The following is a 22,260-nucleotide window of genomic DNA, read 5'->3' on the forward strand; positions in this document are numbered from 1 at the left end:
CGCCCGGCCCGCCCGGTGTGTCTAACTAACGGGCCGGGCCGGGCCGCCGGGGGGGCGGGCCGTGTCCGCGACCTGGGCGGGGGGGGGGGGGGCGGCCCCCCCCGCGGGGGCCGCCGCGCGCCTGCGGCTTCAGGAGGCGTGGGCCTTGTCTTCCGCCGGCGTCCATTCGGTACCTCGAACCAGGCGTTTAAGGGATCTCAACACCAGGTGCGGCACGTCGGCCAGCGTCAGTACCGGCCGGCGAGCCTCGGCAATCAGCGCCAGCCGCACCGGGGCCGCGGCACGTGGATCGATACTGAGTACGATCTCGTCACCACGCCTGAGCAGCAGGCTGCCGCCACAACGCAGCCAGTAATCCTCGGAATCGTTCTCGCGGGTCACCCATACATCCGTACCTTTTGCATCTTCCACAAACAGGCGTTGAGCAGCGTGCAGCGACAGCGCGGTGACTTCGCCAGGGTTCAGCGTAAAGACGGTCGTTGTGAGCAAGGCTTTCATGATGGCTTCTCCGTGAGTCGGGCTCCACTGTCTAGTTGGAGTGGCCGGAACTGGCTTGGTAGTTGGACCAGCACAGTTGGGGGCTTTGTTTGCGGGACCCGATGCATTGCATTCTAGTGATTACCCTGCCACCGGCAAAACGATATATATTCTTGTCTCTTGTTAGCCAATCTCACATAGCCGAGGTCGTCATGGTGTGGAGCGGGGCATGGAATCCCGACGAGCCGCGTAGCTGGAAACGCGAATTCCCGCGTTTGCCGGCACTGGCCGCATTGCGCACATTCGAGGCTGCGGCACGCCACGAAAGTTTCTCGCGCGCGGCAGCCGAGCTGTTCGTCACGCACGGCGCGGTCAGTCACCAGATTCGCGCCCTGGAAGAAGAACTGGGCCAGCCGTTGTTCGAGCGGCGCGGCAAGCGCGTGATGCTGACCACCAACGGTCGCCTCTATGCCGAACGCGTACGCGACGCGCTATTGCAGATTGCCGATGCCACGCGCGTGCTGCAGGCCGGCAATCGCGAGAAGCGCCTGACCATCAGCACCATGCCGTCGTTCGCGGCCCGCTGGCTGACGCCACGCATTGGCAGCTTTATCGAGCGGCATCCCGAACTCGACGTGGAGCTGCTGTCATCGAACACGCTCGTCGACTTCGCGGCCGAGGAAGTCGATGTCGCATTGCGGATGGGCGGTGGCCAGTATCCGGGTCTCTACGTGGAACGCCTGCTCGACGACGTGTTCTTTCCGGTCTGCAGTCCCGACTTCAATGGCGGCCGGCTACCCGAGCAACCCGCGCATATGGCCGGCATGCCACTGCTGCGCGGCGAGGGCGACCCGTGGCAGCCATGGTTCGAAGCGGCGGGACTGGACTGGCCCGAACCCACCAAGGGCCTGCGGTTGCAGGATTCCTCGCTGTTGCTGCAGGCGGCGGCCGAAGGCCAGGGCGTGGCATTGATCCGGTCGTCTCTGGCTTACAACGACCTGTTGTCGGGGCGCGTGGTGCGACTGTTCAATGTCAGCATCCCGTGTCCATGGCTGCTGCATTTCGTTTGCACGCACGCAAACCTGGACACGCCAAAGGTACAGGCATTCCGGCAATGGCTGCTGCCGGAAATGGAGCGCTTCAGGAATATCCTTTCGCAGTGGACCTAGTCGTCGGCGTCGTTCGTGCCGTTCGTGTCGTGCGTGTCGTCAGCCGCATCGACAGCGTTCGAAGCGGACCGTGGTGATGCCGGCTCACGAACATCCTTGCCCGCCCGCCCGGCGCGCGGATGCGCCTGGTCATATACCTTGGCCAGGTGCTGGAAATCGAGCGAGGTGTAGACCTGGGTGGTGGAAATGCTCGCGTGGCCGAGCATTTCCTGCACCGCGCGCAGGTCGCCCGACGACTGCAACATATGCGTGGCGAACGAATGCCGCAGCATATGGGGATGCACGTTGGTCGGCACGCCGGCGGCCAGCGCCTGCTGCTTGATGCGTAGCCCAATGGTGCTGCCCGACAGCCGCCCGCCACGCGTACCGAGGAACAGTGCGTGACGGTCCTCGGGCAAGGCATTGGGGCGCAGCAGCGTTTCGCGCACCTCGAGCCACGCCTGTAGCGCCTCGATGGCCTTGCTGCCGACCGGCACGGTACGCCGGCGCGAGCCCTTGCCGATTACCGTGACTTCGGCACCCTTGAGATCGAGCCAGCCGGCCGAACGGTAATCGCCGTCTTCGGTATAGCGCGCATCGAGCTGGGTCAGTTCCGACAACCGCAGCCCGCTTGAATAGAACAGTTCGAAGACCGCCTGGTCGCGCACGGCCTCGGCCGTGTCGCCACGCCGATGGGCGACCAGCGCCACCGCATGCTCCACCGACAACGCCTTGGGCAATGGCTGGCCGCGCTTGGGCGCGCGCACGCCGTCCACCGGATTGGCCGTGACCCCGTGCCCGTGCCGTGCAGCCCACAGGTAGAAGCCGCGCCATGCCGACAATGCGCGCGCAATGGTGCGTGCGGACAGCCCGCCGCCATGCATGCGTGCGGCGAACGAGCGGATATGACGGGTTTCGAGTGATAGCAGCGGGACGCCCGCTGCCAGGCGCACGGCAGATTCCTGCAATACCGACAGGTCGTGCGCATAGCTGGTCAGCGTAAGCTCGGCCAGCTTGCGATTGGTGGCCAGCCAGTCCAGGTAGCGCAGCACCAGCGGGTCCGTTGCCGGCTTGCTGGCAAGCGGATCCGCTTGCTCCTGGTGCGGCCGATGCTTGCGCATGGGGGCGGGACGGGTGACTTAGTCGCGCAGGCGGTTCAGCGCGGCACCGGCCACTTCGCCGATCTGCGTGAGGTACGCCGTGCCCATGCCCTCGTGGAAGCGTCGCGCTTCGGGGGAGCCAAGCACCAGCAGGCCAAACGCGGCACCGGCGCCTTCGTCGGCGGACCTCGGCGGCATGCGCAGCGTGACCATGGCCAGCGACGCGATGTCGTCGCGCTCCAGCAGGCTAGCGGCCTCGAAGCCACTGTTGGCGCCGCAATACGGTGCACGCAGGCCCTCGGCAAACAGACGCAGATCCTCGCTGGCACCTTGCGCCACTTCCATATGCGCGAACGGCTCGGCCACCTTCCACAGGCGCAATGCCACGGCCGGCACGTCGAATACCTGCTGCAAGCCATCCTGCACCGCGTACGGCAGCGCGTGCGAATCGGCTTCGGCCAGCAGGCGCAGTTGCCAGTCGTGCAGGCGCTGCTGCGTACGGTCGTTCTCGTGGCCGTGGCGCACCAGGTCGGCCAGCTTCAGTTCCAGGCCCTTGTTCTTCTCGCGCAGGATTTCCATCTGGCGCTCCTGCAGCGACACCGCGCGGTGGCTGTGCGGGCTGGTCAGCTGGACCGTGGCCAGCAGCTCGGCGTGGTCCTCGAAGAATTGCGGGTTGCCCTGCAGATAGGTGGCGACGTCTTGCGCGTTCATAAGCTTCTACCGGTACGAATGTCTTTTTTCGGTTGGCAGTGTAGCAAAGTGACCTTCGGCTACGGCATCACGTCTGAATCAGGCGCTTCTGCCGCGAGATGCTCATCAGGATCCCGATGCCCATCCCGAGTGTCACCAGTGCGGTACCACCGTAACTCAACAACGGTAGCGGCACCCCCACCACGGGCAGGATCCCGCTCACCATGCCCATGTTGACGAAGGCATAGGTGAAGAAGATCAGCGTGATCGAGCCGGCCAGCAACCGCGAGAACAATGTCGGCGCATTGGCGGCAATATAAAGGCCCCGGAAGATCAGCATCAGGTACAGCACCAGCAGCACCGCATTGCCGATCAGGCCGAATTCCTCGGAAAACACCGCGAAGATGAAGTCGGTGTGCTTCTCGGGAATGAACTCGAGGTGAGTCTGCGTGCCCTTGAGCCATCCCTTGCCGGTCACGCCACCCGAGCCAATCGCAATGATCGACTGGATCGTATGGAACCCCTTGCCGAGCGGATCGGTGGTCGGGTCCAGCAATGTGCAGACGCGGTGTTGCTGGTAGTCGTGCAGCACCGGCCAGCTTACGCCCGGCGCGCAGATCTGGCTCTCATACGAGATCAGCAGCGTGATCGCGATGACGCCGGCGCCAAGCAGCGGCAGGATGATCTTCCACGACAGCCCGGCGAAGTAGATCACATACAGGCCGGCGGCCAGCACCAGCAGGCCGGTACCCAGGTCGGGCTGCTTGGCGATCAGGCCCACCGGAATACCGAGGATGACCAGGGCCACGACGAAGTCGAACCACCTGATCACCCCTTCCCGTTTCTGGAAGTACCACGCCAGCATCAGCGGCATCGAGATCTTCATGATCTCGGACGGCTGGATCACCATGCCCACGTTGAGCCAGCGCCGTGCCCCCTTGCGGATCAGGCCGAACATCGCCACTGCAATCAGCAGTGCGACGCCCACGGTGTATAGCGGCACGGCGATCCGCATCAGTAGCTGAGTCGGCATGTAAGCGATCACCATCATCACCACATAGGACAGCAGGATGTTGCGGAGCTGGTCCTCGACGCGGCCCGGCATGTCGATCGCGGCCGAATACAGCGCCACGATACCGGTGGCGAACAGCAGGAAAACGATCAGGGCCAGCGGCTTGTCGAAGCCGGTCAGGGCAGTCCTGATCATCGAAAGGACGCGGCGTTTGTCCATGGCGCGTCTCCTTTACTCTGAAGCGTGGTTGCGGGCCGCACCGGCATCCGCAACGTTGACGGGCTTGGCCGGCTTGGCGCGTGGCTTGGGTGCCGGAGCCGAAGCGGGCGTGGCGCGTGGGGCCGGGGCCTGCGGCGCCGAAGCGGGCGGCTTGCTGTGCCCAAGCGCCTGCAGCATGCGTTCGTCGAGCGTGGCCACCGCGGACGCCGGCGCGATTGCGGCCGGGTCCAGCTGCACGGCCATCGAGTCCGACGCCGAACGCGCTGCCGGCACCGGTATCGACGCCGCGGCAACAGCACTGGCGCCTGCCGCGCCGGCACCGGCCGCCGAAGCCTCGGCCACCACCGCGGTCGGCGCGGTCTGCATGACCGTGGCCGATGCCGCGTTGGCCGTGAGACCCGTGGTGAACACGCTCGGTGTATCGACCGGCGGCTTGCCGCCGGCACGCTCGCGTTCCGCGGCGGGCGGGGCGCTGGCCTGCAGTTCCTCGGGCCACTTGCCAACGAGGTAGTAGTCCATCACCTTGCGCGCGATCGGCGCGGCTACCGCGGCGCCGAAGCCGGCATTCTCAACAATCAGCGCCAGCGCGATCTTCGGATGATCGGCCGGTGCGAAGGCCGTATAGAGCGAGTGATCGCGCTTGCGCTCGTCGATCGCATGGTGGTTGTACTTCTCGTTCTTGCCCAGCGTGTAGGTTTGCGCCGTGCCGGTCTTGCCCGCCGACTCGTAGGCCGCGCCAGCGAACACCCTGGCAGCCGTGCCCGAGTGCGTCACGGCCACCATGGCGCGCTTGATCACGTCGATATCGGCCTGCTTGAACGGCAGCCGGTAGCTTTCCTTCGGCACTGTCAGCGCGCGCTTGCGCGTGACCGAATCCTCGACCGCCTTGACCAGGTGAGGCTTCATCGCCACGCCGTTGTTGACCAGGATCGACACCGCGTTGGCCAGTTGCAGGATCGTGAAGCTGTTATAGCCCTGGCCAATGCCCAGCGAGATCGTTTCGCCGTCATACCACTTCTGCTGCTCGGGCTTGCGGTAGGCCTTGCGCTTCCATTCCGTGGACGGCAGGATGCCGCGGCTTTCGCCCTCGATATCGATACCGGTGATCTGGCCGAAGCCCAGCGGCTTCATGAAATCATGGATCGTATTGACGCCCATGTCGCGCGCCAGCGCGTAGTAATAGGTATCGCACGACTGCACGATGGACGCCTGCATGTCCACCCAGCCGTGTCCGCCCGGCTTGTCGTCGCGGAACGTGTGGTTGCCCAGCGTGAAGAAGCCCGGATCGTGCATGCCCCAGGCCGCGGTGCGCTTGCCAGTGGTAAGCGCCGCCAGCGCCATGAACGGCTTGTACGTCGAACCCGGCGGATAGGTGCCGCGCAGCGGACGATTCAGCAGCGGCTTGTCGGGCGAGCCATTGAGCTCGTCCCAGGTCTTCGAGTCGATGCCTTCTACGAACAGGTTCGGATCGAAGGTCGGCTTCGACACGAAGGCCAGGATATCGCCCGTGTCGGGTTCGATCGCCACCAGCGCACCACGGCGGTCGCCGAATAGCTGTTCGGCCAGTTGCTGCAGCCGGATATCGAGCGACAGGATCAGGTTGTTGCCCGGCGTGGCGGGCGACGTCGACAGCGTACGGATCGGGCGTCCGCCCGCGCTGACCTCGACTTCCTCGAAGCCGGTCAGCCCGTGCAGCTCGGTCTCGTAGCTCTGCTCCAGCCCAATCTTGCCGATGTAGCTGGTGCCCTTGTAGTTGTCGGCATCCTTTCGCGGATCGTATTTGGCGGCATCGGCATCATTGGCCTCGTCGATGGCCTCGATCCGCTCCTGGTCGCGCTGCGAGATACGGCCCAGGTAACCCACCACATGGCTGGCCGACTCGCCCAGCGGGTACTGGCGGAACAGGCGCGCGCGCACGTCCACGCCCGGGAAGCGGAAACGCTGGGCCGAGAACTTGGCCACTTCTTCGTCGGTCAGCTGGCTGCGGATCGGCAGGCTTTCGAAACTGCGCGACTCCTCCAGCACCCGCTTGAAGCGGCGGCGGTCGCGTGGCTGGATATCGACGAGCTTCGACAGTTCCTCGATCGTGTTGTCGAGCGTGTCGGTCAGCTTCGATGGTGTGACTTCAAGCGTGTACGCGGAGTAGTTGCGCGCCAGCACCACGCCGTTGCGGTCCATGATGATGCCGCGGTTCGGCTCAATCGGCGCCACCGAGATGCGGTTGTCCTCGGCCTTGGCCGAGTACTGGTCGTGCTTGTACCACTGCAGCCACAGGAAGCGGGTGAACAGCAGGCCAAAGCAGATGACCGTGAACAGGGCAGCCGCCGCCACGCGGATGCGGAAGCGGCCGATTTCCAGTTCGACGTTGCGGATTTCGGTCATGGCGGTACTGCGGGCGGTGTGGCGGTATCAGGTCAGTCGGGCTAGATCGGGCGCGTCTCGTCGACGTCGCTCGATCTGCGTTGCGGTGCCAGCAGCAATGCGGTGGCCATCGGCCAGAGCACGGCCTCGATCACCGGTGCCACCAGCAGTTGCCAGCCGGGCAGCGGCGCACCCATGGCCAGGCGGATCAGCACCGGTACGGCATGGGTAATGAACAGCAGCGGCATCACATGCAGCGCCTGCGTGTAGACCGAGAACCACAGCACGCGGCGGTGGATCGTGATCGCAAAATACGCGAGCAGCGTGTAGGCCAGCGCATGCTCGCCCAGCAGGCGGGCATCGTGCACATCCATCAGCAGTCCCAGCAGGAACGCTACGCCCATGCCCACCTTGCGCGGCTGATGGATGTTCCAGAACACCAGCACCAGCGCCACCATGTCGGGGATCCACAGCGTGGTCCCCCAGGGCATCAGGTTGAACAGGAACGCCAGCACGAAGGTCAGCCCGATAAACGCGGGATTGACCGGACGCAGCAGGTATTGGGACGTCGTCACTGGGCGGACTCCGGGGATTTCTGCTTTTCTGCGGCTTTGTCAGCGGCTTTCTGCTCGGCACCGGCGCGCGCGGCGGCCGAACGGGCACCCTTCTCCGCCTTGGTCGGCGAGACTTCTTCCTGCGGCCGCGGTGCGAGGCCCGATTCGTAGCGCACCACCAGCAACTGGCGATGCGAGCGCACGCCGGCAACGGGTTCGCAATAGACGCGCGAGAACGCGGTGTCGGCCTTGCGTTCGATCTGGACGATCTTCGCCACGGGCAGGCCCGGCGGATAGGTGCCGTCGAGGCCCGACGTCACGAGCAGGTCGCCCTGCTGCAGGTCCGCCGATGCCGCCATGAAGCGCAGGTCGAGCAAGCCGGCACGGGAACCGCCAAACGCCACGCTGCGCAGGCCGTTACGTACCACCTGCACCGGAATGGCCTGGTCCTTGTCGGTCAGCAGCGTGACTTCGGACTGGAACGGCGAGACGCGCGTCACCTGGCCGATCACGCCACGCTCGTCGATCACCGGATAACCGGCGCGCAGCCCTTGCGAACTGCCACGGTCGATCACGATGCGCTGGCTGTACGGGTCGCGTGCGTCGTAAAGGATCTCGGCCGCCGTCACCGGCGTGGCCGATTGCTGTTCCAGGTTCAGCAGCTTGCGCAGCTGGCCGTTCTCGGCCTCGAGCTGCGCCTGGCGCACCGCCCCATTGGCCTGCTCCACGGCGCTGCGGCGCAGTTCGCGGTTTTCAGTGGCCAATGTGACCGATGACTGGGCGTAGTCGAAGACACCGCGCAGCGCATCGCGCGGCACCAGTACCAGCCGCTCCACCGGCATCAATACGGTAGCGGCCACCTGGCGCGCGATGCGCATGGCGTCAAAGCGCGCGTCGACAATCAGCAGCGCCAGCGCAATCATCACAAAGATGACCAGGCGTGCGACAGCCGATGTGCCTTGCTTGAAGAGCGGCGGCGGAGAGTAATCCATTTACCGGGGCGCAGACGAAACCATGCCGCCAGCGCACCCGCACACCCCGGCGGGGGTGTGGCAGGTTGAGCTGGCGGGGAAAGAAATCAAGTTGCGGAGGGGACCTGCGACGCGTATCACCACGTGGCGGCCCCTGCCTCGTCTTACTCGTAGGAGAAGATGCTGCCGAGCTTGTCCATGCGCTCCAGCGCCATGCCCGAGCCGCGCACCACGCAGGTCAGCGGATCTTCGGCCACCAGCACCGGCAGGCCGGTTTCCTCGGCCAGCAGGCGGTCCAGGTCGCGCAGCAGCGCGCCGCCACCGGTCAGCATCATGCCGCGTTCGGCGATGTCGGCACCCAGTTCCGGCGGGGTCTGTTCCAGCGCGATCTTCACGGCGGAGACGATCTGGTTCAGCGGATCGGTCAGGGCTTCGAGGATTTCATTCGACGACACCGTGAATGCGCGCGGGATACCTTCGGACAGGTTGCGGCCCTTCACTTCCATCTCGCGGACTTCGGAGCCCGGGAACGCCGAGCCGATTTCCTTCTTGATGGCTTCGGCGGTCTGTTCGCCGATCAGCATGCCGTAGTTGCGGCGGATGTAGTTGACGATGGCCTCGTCGAACTTGTCGCCACCCACGCGCACCGAACCCTTGTAGACCATGCCGCCCAGCGAGATGATGCCCACTTCGGTGGTACCGCCGCCGATATCGACGACCATCGAGCCCGACGGCTCCGACACGGGCAGGCCCGCGCCGATCGCGGCCGACATCGGTTCCTCGATCAGGTACACCTGGCTGGCACCAGCGCCCAGCGCCGATTCACGAATGGCGCGGCGCTCCACCTGGGTGGAACCGCACGGCACGCAGATGATGATGCGCGGGCTCGGACGCAGCAGCTTGGTGTCGTGCACCATCTTGATGAACTGCTTGAGCATCTGTTCGGTCACCGTGAAGTCGGCGATCACGCCGTCCTTCATCGGGCGGATGGCCTCGATATTGCCCGGCACCTTGCCCAGCATCTGCTTGGCTTCCTTGCCCACCGCGGTGATCGTCTTCTTGGCGTTGGGGCCACCTTCCTGACGGATGGCGACAACCGAAGGCTCGTCCAGGACGATGCCCTTGTCGCGCATGTAGATCAGGGTGTTGGCGGTGCCCAGGTCGATGGCCAGGTCGTTGGAGAAATAGCTGCGGAGAAATCCGAACATCAGGAATCCTGTCTTCTGTTGGTTCGCGAGTATGCGAAGCGGCCAGCGCCACGTTCGGCCCGGCCATGAATACGTTTGCAAGGGTGATGGTTCACGGTTCCCCCGGTGCGTGCGTTCCGCGCCGGCACTTCCCGACGCACCTCAATACAACAGGCGCGGCGAGCCCCGTGCACCGGCGGCGATCCGCAACCGGCGCGACCTGCACGCCGGACCTACGGGAACCTTTGATTAAACTCTGCGCGAAAGTTCGCCGCCAGAAGCGCGGACAGGACAAAAAACGCCTGACGATGCAGAAGCCTAATCGGAGGAACCAGTTTGCTACGACTGAAAATGCAATCAAAACCGGCCGCTATTCGGCAACCTCGTCATGTAGCCGGCCATTTACTGTTGCATGCTCGCGACGCCGGTCTACGGTGTGCCGCCCGATCATGCACATGGACACCACCGTAACAACCTGCCGCGACCTTTGCCGGCGCCTGCGACAGTGCCGACCGCATCACCGCCCGACCGCGCTGCCGCGATCCAAGTGGAGCGTACGCTGCGGGAAGCCTGCAGCGCGTAATGATACCTTATAATTCCGGCTGTTTCGGGGCGTTTGCCCCCTGAAAAACTTGTAACTTCGACGATCCTGGGGTGCCCCCCGGGCGCACCTGTCCGGCACGCCTTGGCCACCCCGCCATGCAGCCCGGTGGATGACGTCCTGTCAGGCATCCCGACGGCCGCCCAGATGATGCGCGGGTGGACGCCGGCACCGTGCCAGCGCCCGCCCGACGTCCGGCCGCAACACCTCCAGTCCGCAGGACTGAAACCGGCGCCCGCGCCGCACCACCGCCATGGCTCTCGAACTCTCCGACGTCAAGCGCATCGCGCACCTGGCCCGCATCGAAACCAGCGATGCCGAGGCCGAGCAGACGCTTGTGCAGTTGAACAACTTCTTCTCCCTCGTGGAACAGATGCAGGCCGTGGATACCACCGGCATCGAGCCGCTGGCCCACCCGCTGTCGGCCGTGCGCGACATCGCCCAACGCCTGCGCGACGATGCCGTGACCGAATCCGACCGCCGCGCCGATTACCAGCGCCCCGCGCCGGCCACCGAGAACGGCCTGTACCTCGTGCCGAAGGTTATCGAGTGACAACGACGCGCCACGCACGCCCCGTTGCCAGCCATCCAGACGCCATCTGACCCGACATGCCCTTTTCCGCTGATTCCGTGACCTCACTGCGCCAGATCGCCGATGCGCTGGCCGCACGCACCGTGTCCGCCGACGAACTCGCGCGCGACTACCTGGCGCGCATCGACTCCGCCCGCGACCTCAATGCGTTTGTCGATATCAACCCCGACCTGACGCTGGCCCAGGCCCGCGCGGCCGATGAACGCCGTGCCAATGGCCAGGCCACGCCGCTGACCGGCGTGCCCATCGCGCACAAGGACGTCTTCGTGACGCGCGGCTGGAAGTCCACCGCCGGCTCGAAGATGCTGGCGAACTACGAAAGCCCGTTCGACGCCACCGTGGTGGAGCGCCTGGGCGCCGCCGGCATGGTGACGCTGGGCAAGACCAATATGGACGAGTTCGCGATGGGTTCGTCCAACGAGAACTCGTTCCATGGCGTGGTGCGCAACCCGTGGGATACCGGCCGCGTGCCGGGCGGTTCGTCGGGCGGCTCGGCCGCCGCGGTGGCTGCCGGCCTGGCGCCCGCTGCCACGGGCACCGACACCGGCGGCTCGATTCGCCAACCGGCGTCATTCTCGGGCATCACCGGGATCAAGCCGACCTATGGCCGCGTATCGCGCTACGGCATGATCGCGTTCGCCTCGTCGCTGGACCAGGGTGGCCCGATGGCCCACACGGCCGAGGACTGCGCCATGCTGCTCAATGCGATGGCCGGCTTCGACCCCAAGGATTCCACCAGCCTGACGCCCGAACAGGGCGGCGTGGATGAAGACTTCACGCGCCTGCTGGGCCAGCCGCGCGCCGGCGCCAGTGCCGCACAGCCGCTGGCTGGCCTGCGCATCGGCCTGCCGCGCGAGTACTTTGGCAAGGGGCTGTCTGCCGACGTGGAAAAGACCGTGCGCGCCGCGCTGGCCGAGTATGAAAAGCTTGGCGCCACGCTGGTGGACGTGACGCTGCCCAAGACCGAGCTGTCGATTCCGGTGTACTACATCATCGCGCCGGCCGAGGCTTCGTCGAACCTGTCGCGCTTCGATGGCGTGCGCTACGGCCACCGCGCCGCCGAGTACCGCGACCTGCTCGACATGTACAAGAAGAGCCGTGCCGAAGGCTTCGGCACCGAGGTCAAGCGCCGCATCATGGTGGGCACCTATGTGCTGTCGCACGGTTACTACGACGCTTACTACCTGCAGGCCCAGAAGATCCGCCGCATCATTGCCGACGACTTCCAGCGCGCCTTTGGCCAGTGCGACGTGATCATGGGCCCGGTGGCGCCCAGCGTGGCGTGGAAACTTGGCGAGAAGACCGCCGACCCGGTGCAGATGTACCTGGCCGACATCTTCACGTTGTCCACCAGCCTGGCCGGCCTGCCCGGCATGAGTGTGCCGGCCGGTTTTGGCGACGCCAACATGCCCGTGGGCTTGCAGATCATCGGCAACTATTTTGACGAAGCGCGCCTGCTGCAGGTGGCCCATGCATTCCAGCAGGCCACCGACTGGCATCTGCGCCGGCCGGCCTGATCGACCCAGCCACCATGCGCCTGCACACCCTGCCCCGCATTCCATTACGCCTGGCTGCCGCGCTGGCACTGGCCACGACGCTGGCCGGCTGCCAGGTTCCGTTTGTCGGCCGGTCCACGCCGATCGCCGCGCGCGACATCGACCTCGTCGGCGATTGCCGCCGCACCGAGGAAGATGGTTTCCGCGAGGACGCGCAGTTGCGCGTGGCGGATAACACCGTGCAGCAGTTGCAATGGAAGTTGTGGGTTGGCAAGCGTGGCTCATGCAGCTTCAACCTGGCCGACTTCCGCCAGGTTCGCAAGACACCGCATATCGAGTTGCGCGCCAACGATGGCAGCGCCTGCAAGCTGATGGTCTGGCAGGATCCGCGCCGCGTCACGCTGGCGCACGCCAGTTGCCAGGCGCACTGCACGCCGGGCATCTATGAAGAAGCGTGGCCGGTGATGTTCGAGCCGGGCACCGGCGACTGCGCGCGCACGCGCTGAACGGACTGCCATCGACGATGCCGCGCCTGCCCCTGCTCCCGCCCAGCGACAAACCATTGGTTCCGACCATGGTGGGCCGCTGGCTGCGCGGCGCCTTGGCGACGGCGGCCATTGGCGTGGCCTTTATGCCCGTAGCACCGGCCCAGCCAGCCCAGCCGACCCAACCAGTGCCGCCAGCGGTTGCGCTGGCACCGCTGACCCCAACCGCGCCCCTGACGGTGCCGGCCACGGCAACCGAACCCGCTACCGCGCGCGTACGGCTGCCGGCCGAACCTGGCATGCCGGCGCTGACCGCGTACTGGTTCATGCCGCGCGAGGGTTCGGTGGCGCGCAGCCAGCTACTGCCCGTGGTGGTGGCACTGCACGGATGCGGTGGGCTGGTCGACATGCGCGTATCGGCGAAACGGGCCGGCACGATCGAGGAAGTGATTGATCCGGCGGGCGGGTTGCAGAGCCGCTATCGCGAGTATGCGCACTGGCTGACCGAGCGGGGCTATGCGGTGCTGATGCCCGACAGCTTCAGCCCGCGCGGCAAGGCGCAGGGCATTTGCACGGAGTCGCTCGACGCACGCGCCATCGACGACAAGACCCGTCGCGCCGACGCGCTGGCCGCACTGCGCTGGGTGGCACAGCAACCAGGTGTCGATGCACGCCGCATTGTGCTGCTGGGCTGGTCCAATGGCGCACAGGCGGTACTGGCGACGATCGATGCCAGCCGGCCGTGGCCAACCGGCACGCCCACCGTGGACCGTGCCGTGGCGTTTTATCCGGGCTGCCGGCGCGCAGTGCAGCAGCATGATTTCCGGCTGCGGTCGCCGTTGCTGCTGATGATTGGCGGCGCCGACGACTGGACACCCGCCACGCGCTGCGCGATGTTGCAGAATGCAGTGCAATCGCGCCAGCCGACCGCCCGCTTCCGCCTGGAGATCTATCCGGGCGCATACCACGGCTTTGACGGCACCAGTGAACTGCACGTGCGCCGCGATATCGCGGCACGCCATGGTACGGGTGTCACCGTGGGTGGCGATGCCGTGGCCCGCGTCGCGGCGCTGGCGCAACTTGATTCATGGCTCGCGAGTCCCGACCCCTGACCACACCGGGACCGGATTCGACGAATATTGCACACAGACATACAGAAAGACTCAGACAGGAATACCGCCATGCAATGGGAAGTGGTGATCGGCCTGGAGACGCATACGCAGCTCTCCACGGCCTCCAAGATTTTCTCCGGCACCTCCACCGCGTTCGGCGCAGAGGCCAACACGCAGGCTTCGCCCGTGGACCTGGCACTGCCAGGCGTTCTGCCGGTGCTGAACAAAGGTGCCGTCGAGCGTGCCATCCAGTTTGGCCTGTCGATCAATGCCAAGATCGCGCCGCGCAGCATCTTCGCGCGCAAGAATTATTTCTATCCGGACCTGCCCAAGGGCTACCAGATCAGCCAGTACGAGATCCCGGTGGTACAGGGCGGCCAGATCACGGTCCAGGTGGAAGGCAAGCAGGGCGTCTATGAAAAGACCGTCAACCTGACGCGCGCGCACCTCGAGGAAGACGCCGGCAAGTCGCTGCACGAAGATTTCGCCGGCATGACCGGCATCGACCTGAACCGTGCCGGCACGCCGCTGCTGGAAATCGTGACCGAGCCCGAAATGCGCAGCTCGGCCGAGGCCGTGGCCTACGCCAAGGCCCTGCATTCGCTGGTGGTGTGGCTGGGCATCTGCGACGGCAACATGCAGGAAGGCAGCTTCCGCTGCGACGCCAACGTGTCCGTGCGCCCGGTGGGCCAGGAGAAGTTCGGCACGCGCCGCGAGATCAAGAACCTGAACTCGTTCCGCTTCCTGCAGCAAGCCATCGACTATGAAGTCCAGTGGCAGATCGCCGAGATCGAGGACGGCCGCGAGATCGTGCAAGCCACCGTGCTGTTCGACCCGGATACCGGCGAAACGCGCGCGATGCGTACCAAGGAAGATGCGCACGACTATCGCTACTTCCCCGACCCGGACCTGATGCCGCTGGAAATCGACGCCGCGTGGATCGAGCGCGTACGGAGCGCACTGCCCGAACTGCCGGCCGCGATGCAGGCGCGCTTTGTGTCGCAATACGGCCTGTCGGCATACGACGCCAGCACCATCACCGCCACCAAGGCATTGGCTTCCTACTACGAAGCGGTTGTCACCGAAGTGGGTGCGGCCAGCGCCAAGCCTGCGGCCAACTGGCTGATGGGCGACGTGGCATCGCAGCTGAACCGCGATGGCATCGCCATCGACGCGGCACCGGTCAGCCCCGCGCAGCTGGCAAAGCTACTGGCACGGATTGCAGATGGCACGGTGTCGAACAACACCGCCAAGAAGGACGTGTTCCCGGCAATGTGGGCCGGCGAATCGGCCGGCGACGCCGACGCGATCATCGCCGCCAAGGGCCTGAAGCAGATGTCCGACACGGGCGAACTGGAAAAGATCATCGACGACGTGCTGGCCGCCAACGCCAAGTCGGTCGAGGAATTCCGCGCCGGCAAGGAGAAGGCCTTCAACGCGCTGGTGGGCCAGGCAATGAAGGCCACCAAGGGCAAGGCCAACCCGGCGCAGGTCAATGATCTGCTGAAGAAGAAGCTGGGCTGATCAGGCTACTTGCCGAAACAAGCCGGCCCATGCGAAAGCGTGGCCGGCTTTTTTTGCGCCCGTCAGCACGCCGATGGATTCAGGTAGGCGAGAGCGCAAACAGACTTTGATACGCCGGCCCTCTCCCCCGCCCCTCTCCCGCGCGCGGGAGAGGGGAGAACACCACTGGTGCCTCAAATGCCGCCGGTTCGCTCCCCTCTCCCGCACGGCGGGAGAGGGGCTGGGGGAGAGGGCCGGCGAGTCAAGTTGCGAGATCGCGACTCAGGCGGCGGCCTCCAGTGCAGCGATACGCGACTGCAAGCTGGCCAGCAATTGATCCCGCTCCGCGAGCATCTGCGTCAACTGACCTATATTGACCGCGTCCAGCGTATCGGTTCCTGCGGCCACGCTAACCACTTGCCGTGGCGCCGCACGCGTACCCACCGACACAGCGTTGGCGCGGTCGCAACGCGATGCGGCACCAAGCGCTACGCTGTTGGGCTCCGTCACATAAGCATTGAAGCCTAACGCCGTGCTGAATTCGGCTGCGGCAATGGCGCTCTGGCCCAGGGCGCTGCTACTGGCCTGCTGTGCCTTTGCGCGTCCGCCGATTGCCACTGCCCGGTCCGCCGACGCTGCCGACTCCTGCCCCAATGCCACACCGTAGAGCCCGGACGCAACCGATGCACCGCCAATGGCGACACATGGCAAGCCACCGGTAGACGCTGCTGCATTGCCAATCGCAACGTTGTCCGAATGGGATGAACTAGCAGTGGTACCAATGGCAACCGCGTTGTTCCCGTAGGTCCCGGCACCATTGCCCACCGCTATCGATCCATCGCCAGGGTTGCCCGTGATGCGGGCGCTGCGGCCGATCGCGATGCTGGCACCAGTCCCACTTGTCCTGGCACCATCGCCCACCACAATGCTTCCGCCACCTGATGCGGATGCATTCGGACCGATTGCAATGGCGTTGGCGCCGGCTGCGGATGCCTTGGCATCGCTGGAACGTACCTGCACATAGGGCAAGCCCGCATCGCCATTCGTGAGTGCCTCCACGGTCTGTGACACCGCAGCGATATCGCCGGTATTGCGCGCAACCTCCGTATTGGTCTGGAATAACTGCCCGCCGACCACCGCATCCACGCTTGCCACGGCCAGCACCGCTGGCCGCAACCCCGTCACCAGCGTATCGTCCAGCGTCGCGCGCGCTTTCGACGTGTCATCGTAGGCCAGGAACGCGTTGCCGACGCTGCCCGTGGCATTGACATCGAGGCCGGCGCTGCGCAGTTGCCCGACGGTAACGGCATCGTGCTCGGCCACGCCCGCTTCCACATTCGCAATCCGGCGACGGGCCGTGGACGATCCGACCGATACCGTATTCGGTCGATCAGCTACGCTGCCCTGCCCCAACGCAACACTGTATGACCCCGTGGCATTGGCGCCATCGCCAACCGCAACGGTCGCGGCGCTACTGGCGCTTGCCCGAGGTCCGATGGCGATAGCGTCGCTGCCGCTGGCATTCGAATCCGCATCGGTGGACGCCACATGGAAGTACTTCACCCCATCATTGCCATCGGTAATGTTGGTCACCGTGGCAGTGAGTTCCGTGAGCGCGTTGCCGGTATCGCCCAGTTGTTGATTGGTTGCAAAGAGCTGGCTGCCGTTCACGGCATCGGTGCTCGCCTCGTTCAGTTCGCCGGCGGCCAGCCCTGTTACCACGGTGTTGGCCAGCGTCGCTCGCATCCGCGACGCATCGTCATACGCCACGAATGCGTTAGACACCTCGCCGGCCGCATTCAAATGCAGGCCGGCGTCCTTGAGCTGGCCGACTGTTGCCGCATCGGAATCGAGTTCGCCCTTTTTTACGTGCACGATCTGGCGTGGCGCCTCGCGCGTACCTACGGACACCGTGCCGGCGCGATCGGCTACGCTGCTCTGGCCAAGCGCTACGCTGTCCGGTGCCGTCGCGCTGGCCAGGCGACCAAACGCCGCGGCACCGGCAGCCATTGCACTGGCGCTGGGTCCTACTGCCAGCGCCGCGGTTCCGCCGCCGCCGGCATGAGAATTCACTCCGACCGCGACATCGCCGATATCGGTCGCAACGGCGCTCGAACCGAGCGCCTGGGCCCAGGCCCCCGTACTCGTGGCGCCATTGCCCAAGGCAATCGAATTGTGGCCGCCTGTTGCGGTGGCTTCCGAGCCCATCGCGATGTTCCCCGTACCCGATGCCTTGGTCTGCGGTCCGATCGCCACGGAATCCCCGCCGGTGGCCTCGCCATCGGGGCGATTGCTTTTCACGTGGAAGTACTTGATACCTTCGCTACCGTCCTGCAGCGCTGCGACCGAATCGGCTAGCGTGCCGACCTGCTGGTTGGTCGTGTAAAGTTGGCTGCCGTTGATGGCGTCAGTGCTGGCTTCAGAAACTTCGCCGGGAGCCAGATGGAAAATCGTGCGCTGGTAATCCCCCCGGCCCACCGAGACGGCAAAATCGCGATCGGCTACGCTGCCGGCGCCCAATGCCACGCTCAGCCTGCCAGTAGCCTGGCTATAGGAGCCCAATGCCGCAGCACTCTCGTGGTCTGCTTTGGAGTCCTTCCCAAGCGCCACCGCCGAGTAAATCGTTGCCGTCGCACCCACCCCAACAGCCAGTGTGTATATAGCCTCGCTCCGCGCGTTATGCCCAAGCGCAATGGTATTGTGATCGCCACCAGCCTGTGCATTTTGTCCAACAGCAATACCATCTCCACTAGACGCGAGGGCTGCCTGGCCAATTGCAATGGCACTTCCGCCCGTTGCCGATGCTCCACTACCACTGCTGTTCGCCTGGAAGTACTTGGAATCATCGCCTTCCTGGACTCCTTGGCTATTCGTGTAGTTGTCAGGCACGGTCCCCGCATCGCGCGCCGCATCCGGCTGCTTTTCTTCAGTCATGATTCGACTCCAATGAAACGTACGTTGAATTGAACTCCGGCGGTACACGTTGTTCGTGCACCGCAGGCGCATCATTTCAATGAAGGGAATCATCTGACCATGGATCCTTAGTGGATTCTTCTGATCCATGACCTACCAAATTTCGGGTCTTGCACGCGAGGCAGGACTGAACAGCGGGCGAACCTCAAATGCCGCCGGTTGGCTCCCCTCTCCCGCCTGCGGGAGAGGGGCTGGGGGAGAGGGCCGGCGCGTCAGGTTGCGACTTCGCTGGCACCACCGGGACGACGCTCACCTCCACTTCGACCGTGTGCTCGCCACCGCCAACGATCACACCATGCAGCAGTGGCACATCGCTGTAGTCGCGCGCAATCGCCAGCGTGACGTGCCGCGTGTCGGCCAGCACGTCGTTGGTGGGGTCGAGATCGATCCAGCCATTGACGGGACACCACACGCCGGCCCACGCATGCGATGCATCGGCGCCCAGCAAGCGCGGTTCACCGGGTGGTGGATCTGTGCACAGGTAACCGCTGACATAGCGCGCCGCCAGTCCGATCGATCGCAAGCAACCGATCATCACCTGCGCGAAGTCCTGGCACACCCCGCTGCGTTGCGCGAACGCTGCGAGTGCGGGCGTATGTACTTCGGTGGTTTCGCCGTGATACTCGAAGTCGGCGTGAATGCGGTGCATCAGGTCGATGGCACCGGCCGCCACGCTGATACCAGGCGTAAAGCTTCGCATCGCATAGGCGCGCAGGTCGGCATGCAACGCAATATTGGGCGATGCATAGACGAACTCAGTCTCCGCATGAAACGGTTGGCCGGCGTGATAGCGCAGCATCGCCGCCGCCTCTTCCCACGGCGTACTCTGTTCAGCATCGAACGACGTCCAACGCGGCGTCAGCGTAACCGTGCTGGTGGTGGTCAACTGCATCGTTTCATGCGGGACGTCGAGCATGAAATGCAGCACGTTGTTGCCGAACGCATCGATGCGCCCATGCTGGTGCGATGGCGCGGGATCGATTTCCGTGTGATGTGCGCTGACGGTCTGCCACGGATAAGAAGGCGGTGTCGCCACGGCCCGTTGCTGGGCATGCTCGACCGGCCACGCATACTCGTAGGTGGTCACATGATGCACATCGAGCGTGGTGGGAACACCGGGCAGCACGACGTCGTTCATGGCAGATCCGTTTCCGGTGCCACGCCGGCGTGACTGAAATAGCGGCCGCCGATCTCCTCGGACAGCTTGGCCATGCGCGCGCCAAGCTGGTCGCACAGCGCCGCCAGCTTGATATGACGGCCACCGTTGCGCTCGCATAGCAGCGTGCGTGACGGCAACGCGCTGATGGGTGGCAGCAATTCGGCCAGCGGCACGCGGGCCTGCCCCGTGGCACCGGTCGGCAACTGTGCAAGCTTGTCGCGCAGGCGGTCGAGCACCCCATACAGGCCGCGCGGATTGGTGGGCTCCAGTACCAGCAGATCGACCAAAGCCGCCACATCGGTGCGCCCCGGGAACAGCGAGCGATAGGTCAGCGTGCTGTCGAACAGGTGCAGCAGCAGGTCGAATCCGCTACGCGACTCCAACGCGCCGCTACCCTCCGCCACCTCGAGGAACAACGCCAGGTTACCGAGCCGTTCGATATGGCGGCCGATGAAAACCAGGCGCCATGCCTCGTCGCGCGTCATGCGATCACCCTGTGCGCCACTGATGGCACCGAGCTGCATCGACAGGCGCTCCAGCGCATTGAGCACCTTCGAGCGATCATAGGTACCTTCGCCGTGGCCTGCCGCGCCCGATGGGCACGCGGCACCGGCCATCGCATCCTGGAAGTCGTTGCGCGCGGCCAGGATGGTGCGCCAGTGGTCGTTCGACAGGCGGTTGCGGATCTCGTTGGCTGCGCGCGCATGGCTGGCCAGCGTCGACAACAGTCCGGACGGCGCATTGACATCGGCTAGTGCCGACACCAGGCTGCGTTCGAACACGCGCAGCGAGGCCTGTGGCGATGGCGTCTGCGGCGACACCAGGCCAAACCACTGCGCCAGCTGGCCGATCATGTTCAACGTGCCGTCATCGGTCTCGTCATTCGATTCGATCGAGCCAAGGATCTGCCGGCACAGGCGCACCACGTTCTCGGCGCGTTCGGCATAGCGTCCGGCCCAGAACAGGTTCTCCGCCGCACGGCTCGATACGGCCAGCGGCCGTGTCACGGCATTGGCGTTCAGCGCCGGCAAGCCCGAGCGCGCGGCGCGCGCCAACGGCATCAGACCCTGCGCGGGCTGGCTCGACAATACCCAGGTATCGGCACTGGTGCCGCCCAGTTGCATCGATACTGCTTCGAGGCTCGGCGGTGCCAGCCGCATGAAGCCACCGGGCATCGCCTGCCAACCGCCATTGCCATCGGCAACTGCAAACACACGCAGCATTGCCGCGCGCGATCCGATCTTGCCGCCGCCATTGCCGTCGGGCTCCCAGCACGGCATATGCGAGAGCGGCAGTGGCGCCTGCAATGTATAGCGGTCCGGCGTTGCGGCAAGCCGCGCGCGCCACGCGTCGAGCTTCTGCAGGCCCTGTTCCATACCTAGCGGCGCATCGCCGGGTGTACGCGGATAGGTTGGCATCACGAACGCTTCATCGAGCATACGCATCGCCTCATCCTGAGCCGCCGCTTCGCCACACCACCAGCTCATTACCGAGGGCAGCACCAACGTTTCGTCCAGCAACGCCTGCGCGATGCCGGGCATGAAGCCATGAATCGCCGGCGACTCCAGGAAGCCCGAACCCGGCACGTTGGACACCGTCACGTTGCCGGCGCGCATTGCCTCCAGCAAACCCGGCACACCGATGGTCGAGTCGCTGCGCAATTCCAGCGGATCGCAGAACACATCGTCAAGCCGGCGCAGGATCACGTCGACGCGCTCCAGTCCGCCAAACGTCTTCAAGTACACCACGTCGTTGCGTACGGTCAGGTCCTTGCCTTCGACCAGCGTGATACCGAGATAACGCGCCAGGAACGTGTGTTCGAAATATGTCTCGTTGAACGGCCCTGGCGACAGCAGCACGATCTGCCGGCCTCCATCTGCGGCGGCGGCGGCAGCGCTGCCGCTTTCTTCTGGCGGCACGGGCGAGGCATGCGCCAGCGTCGAGATCAGTTGCGCAAACGCCGGTGGCAGGCGTCGGACGCGCAGTTCGCGGAATGCCTCGGCGAACTGGCCCGAGATGATCAGCCGGTTTTCCAGCGCATAGCCCATGCCCGACGGCGTTTCCGTGCGATGTGCAATCACGGTCCAGCCGTTGTCGGTATGCACGAGATCGACCGCTATGGTCTGCAGGAAGCTGCCATTCGGCGGCAGGTACCCCTTGAGCGGTCGCATGTAGCCGGGATGGCCATACACCAGCCCCGGCGGCAGCAGCCCTTTCCTGAGCAGCGTCTGCGGCCCATAGATGTCGGCCATGATGGCGTTGGCCAGCGTGGCGCGCTGGACCACGCCGGCCTCGATCACGGCCCAGTCGGCTTCCGACACCAGGAACGGAAACAGCTCCAGCTGCCATGCCCGTGCGCCACCCTGGTCGGCATAGACGTTGTACGTGACGCCGTTGTCGCGAATCTGGCGCGACACCGCCGCCGCATGCGCATTGAGCGTACCGGGCCGCAAGTCGTCGAGCACCGCGAAGAAGCGCGACCAGGGCTCGCGCAGCGTGCCATCGGGCAGGCGCAGTTCGTCGCGGTGGCCGTCCGGCACGGGCAGTGCCAGACGGCCAGCCAGGGCGGCCGGAGCATCCGATCCATCAAAGGGCAGCGACGACTGCGAAGGCAAGACTG

Annotated in this window: 17 protein-coding genes; 6 read left to right on the forward strand and 11 right to left on the reverse strand. The window is 65.2% G+C overall.

The window, feature by feature from the left end:
• Positions 1–129: 129 nt before the first annotated feature.
• The gene (locus ACO550_RS02825) at positions 130–498 is read right to left on the reverse strand and encodes a DUF2917 domain-containing protein (protein ID WP_315598251.1); all 369 of its coding nucleotides are present in this window, start codon (positions 496–498) and stop codon (positions 130–132) included.
• A 191-nt stretch (positions 499–689) separates the two neighbouring features.
• On the opposite strand from ACO550_RS02825, the gene ACO550_RS02830 reads away from it, so the two are divergent.
• Entirely contained in the window at positions 690–1,646 is a 957-nt protein-coding gene (locus ACO550_RS02830) for a transcriptional regulator GcvA (protein ID WP_315598252.1), read from the forward strand.
• Here the strand turns inward: ACO550_RS02830 and ACO550_RS02835 are convergent.
• The 7 genes from ACO550_RS02835 to ACO550_RS02865 all read right to left on the reverse strand — a co-directional run bounded on the left by ACO550_RS02835 (position 1,643) and on the right by ACO550_RS02865 (position 9,740).
• Complete coding sequence (locus tag ACO550_RS02835; RefSeq protein WP_315598253.1) at positions 1,643–2,746, reverse strand: tyrosine-type recombinase/integrase; 1,104 nt, start codon at positions 2,744–2,746, stop codon at positions 1,643–1,645. The genes ACO550_RS02830 and ACO550_RS02835 overlap by 4 nt on opposite strands.
• An 18-nt stretch (positions 2,747–2,764) precedes the next feature.
• Positions 2,765–3,436 carry a DUF484 family protein gene (locus tag ACO550_RS02840; protein ID WP_315598254.1) on the reverse strand — a complete coding sequence of 224 codons (672 nt, stop codon included), beginning with the start codon at positions 3,434–3,436 and terminating at the stop codon, positions 2,765–2,767.
• 67 nt (positions 3,437–3,503) lie between these two features.
• Positions 3,504–4,646: a rod shape-determining protein RodA gene (gene rodA / locus ACO550_RS02845; protein ID WP_315598255.1), complete on the reverse strand. Its 1,143-nt coding sequence runs from the start codon at positions 4,644–4,646 to the stop codon at positions 3,504–3,506.
• Positions 4,647–4,658: 12 nt separating this feature from the next.
• Positions 4,659–7,028, reverse strand: coding sequence for a penicillin-binding protein 2 (gene mrdA, locus ACO550_RS02850; RefSeq protein WP_315598256.1), 2,370 nt, complete (start codon positions 7,026–7,028; stop codon positions 4,659–4,661).
• Positions 7,029–7,069: 41 nt separating this feature from the next.
• The gene (gene mreD, locus ACO550_RS02855; RefSeq protein WP_315598257.1) at positions 7,070–7,582 is read right to left on the reverse strand and encodes a rod shape-determining protein MreD; all 513 of its coding nucleotides are present in this window, start codon (positions 7,580–7,582) and stop codon (positions 7,070–7,072) included.
• Entirely contained in the window at positions 7,579–8,553 is a 975-nt protein-coding gene (gene mreC, locus ACO550_RS02860) for a rod shape-determining protein MreC (RefSeq protein WP_315598258.1), read from the reverse strand. The genes mreD and mreC overlap by 4 nt, the downstream gene beginning before the upstream one ends.
• Positions 8,554–8,696: 143 nt before the next feature.
• On the reverse strand, positions 8,697–9,740 hold the full coding sequence (locus ACO550_RS02865; RefSeq protein ID WP_019450345.1) for a rod shape-determining protein: 1,044 nt from the start codon (positions 9,738–9,740) through the stop codon (positions 8,697–8,699).
• 833 nt (positions 9,741–10,573) lie between these two features.
• On the opposite strand from ACO550_RS02865, the gene gatC reads away from it, so the two are divergent.
• From gatC to gatB, 5 genes are all read left to right on the forward strand, one after another.
• On the forward strand, positions 10,574–10,873 hold the full coding sequence (gene gatC, locus ACO550_RS02870; protein WP_315598259.1) for an Asp-tRNA(Asn)/Glu-tRNA(Gln) amidotransferase subunit GatC: 300 nt from the start codon (positions 10,574–10,576) through the stop codon (positions 10,871–10,873).
• A 56-nt stretch (positions 10,874–10,929) separates the two neighbouring features.
• Complete coding sequence (gene gatA / locus ACO550_RS02875; RefSeq protein ID WP_315598260.1) at positions 10,930–12,429, forward strand: Asp-tRNA(Asn)/Glu-tRNA(Gln) amidotransferase subunit GatA; 1,500 nt, start codon at positions 10,930–10,932, stop codon at positions 12,427–12,429.
• Positions 12,430–12,443: 14 nt separating this feature from the next.
• Positions 12,444–12,914, forward strand: a complete 471-nt coding sequence (locus ACO550_RS02880; protein ID WP_315598261.1) for a hypothetical protein — start codon at positions 12,444–12,446, stop codon at positions 12,912–12,914.
• 17 nt (positions 12,915–12,931) lie between these two features.
• Positions 12,932–14,005 (forward strand): dienelactone hydrolase family protein, encoded by a 1,074-nt coding sequence (locus ACO550_RS02885; protein ID WP_485994103.1) that lies wholly within the window; start codon positions 12,932–12,934, stop codon positions 14,003–14,005.
• Positions 14,006–14,074: 69 nt separating this feature from the next.
• Positions 14,075–15,529: an Asp-tRNA(Asn)/Glu-tRNA(Gln) amidotransferase subunit GatB gene (gatB, locus tag ACO550_RS02890; RefSeq protein ID WP_315598262.1), complete on the forward strand. Its 1,455-nt coding sequence runs from the start codon at positions 14,075–14,077 to the stop codon at positions 15,527–15,529.
• Positions 15,530–15,790: 261 nt separating this feature from the next.
• Here gatB and ACO550_RS02895 read toward each other — a convergent pair whose 3' ends face one another.
• The 3 genes from ACO550_RS02895 to ACO550_RS02905 all read right to left on the reverse strand — a co-directional run bounded on the left by ACO550_RS02895 (position 15,791) and on the right by ACO550_RS02905 (position 22,255).
• Positions 15,791–18,442, reverse strand: a complete 2,652-nt coding sequence (locus ACO550_RS02895; protein ID WP_315598263.1) for a hypothetical protein — start codon at positions 18,440–18,442, stop codon at positions 15,791–15,793.
• 184 nt (positions 18,443–18,626) lie between these two features.
• A complete protein-coding gene (locus tag ACO550_RS02900; RefSeq protein ID WP_315598264.1) occupies positions 18,627–19,619 on the reverse strand; it encodes a transglutaminase family protein in 993 nt (330 codons plus the stop codon).
• The gene (locus ACO550_RS02905; protein ID WP_315598265.1) at positions 19,616–22,255 is read right to left on the reverse strand and encodes a circularly permuted type 2 ATP-grasp protein; all 2,640 of its coding nucleotides are present in this window, start codon (positions 22,253–22,255) and stop codon (positions 19,616–19,618) included. The genes ACO550_RS02900 and ACO550_RS02905 overlap by 4 nt, the downstream gene beginning before the upstream one ends.
• Between the last annotated feature and the right edge of the window lie 5 nt (positions 22,256–22,260).

Source organism: Cupriavidus sp., from assembly GCF_057315035.1.

Coding starts and splice junctions, on each gene's coding strand:
- ACO550_RS02825 (WP_315598251.1), bottom strand. CDS start 498: ATGAAAGCCTTGCTCACAACGACCGTCTTTACGCTGAACCCTGGCGAA.
- ACO550_RS02830 (WP_315598252.1), top strand. CDS start 690: ATGGTGTGGAGCGGGGCATGGAATCCCGACGAGCCGCGTAGCTGGAAA.
- ACO550_RS02835 (WP_315598253.1), bottom strand. CDS start 2,746: ATGCGCAAGCATCGGCCGCACCAGGAGCAAGCGGATCCGCTTGCCAGC.
- ACO550_RS02840 (WP_315598254.1), bottom strand. CDS start 3,436: ATGAACGCGCAAGACGTCGCCACCTATCTGCAGGGCAACCCGCAATTC.
- rodA (WP_315598255.1), bottom strand. CDS start 4,646: ATGGACAAACGCCGCGTCCTTTCGATGATCAGGACTGCCCTGACCGGC.
- mrdA (WP_315598256.1), bottom strand. CDS start 7,028: ATGACCGAAATCCGCAACGTCGAACTGGAAATCGGCCGCTTCCGCATC.
- mreC (WP_315598258.1), bottom strand. CDS start 8,553: ATGGATTACTCTCCGCCGCCGCTCTTCAAGCAAGGCACATCGGCTGTC.
- ACO550_RS02865 (WP_019450345.1), bottom strand. CDS start 9,740: ATGTTCGGATTTCTCCGCAGCTATTTCTCCAACGACCTGGCCATCGAC.
- gatC (WP_315598259.1), top strand. CDS start 10,574: ATGGCTCTCGAACTCTCCGACGTCAAGCGCATCGCGCACCTGGCCCGC.
- gatA (WP_315598260.1), top strand. CDS start 10,930: ATGCCCTTTTCCGCTGATTCCGTGACCTCACTGCGCCAGATCGCCGAT.
- ACO550_RS02880 (WP_315598261.1), top strand. CDS start 12,444: ATGCGCCTGCACACCCTGCCCCGCATTCCATTACGCCTGGCTGCCGCG.
- ACO550_RS02885 (WP_485994103.1), top strand. CDS start 12,932: ATGCCGCGCCTGCCCCTGCTCCCGCCCAGCGACAAACCATTGGTTCCG.
- gatB (WP_315598262.1), top strand. CDS start 14,075: ATGCAATGGGAAGTGGTGATCGGCCTGGAGACGCATACGCAGCTCTCC.
- ACO550_RS02895 (WP_315598263.1), bottom strand. CDS start 18,442: ATGACTGAAGAAAAGCAGCCGGATGCGGCGCGCGATGCGGGGACCGTG.
- ACO550_RS02900 (WP_315598264.1), bottom strand. CDS start 19,619: ATGAACGACGTCGTGCTGCCCGGTGTTCCCACCACGCTCGATGTGCAT.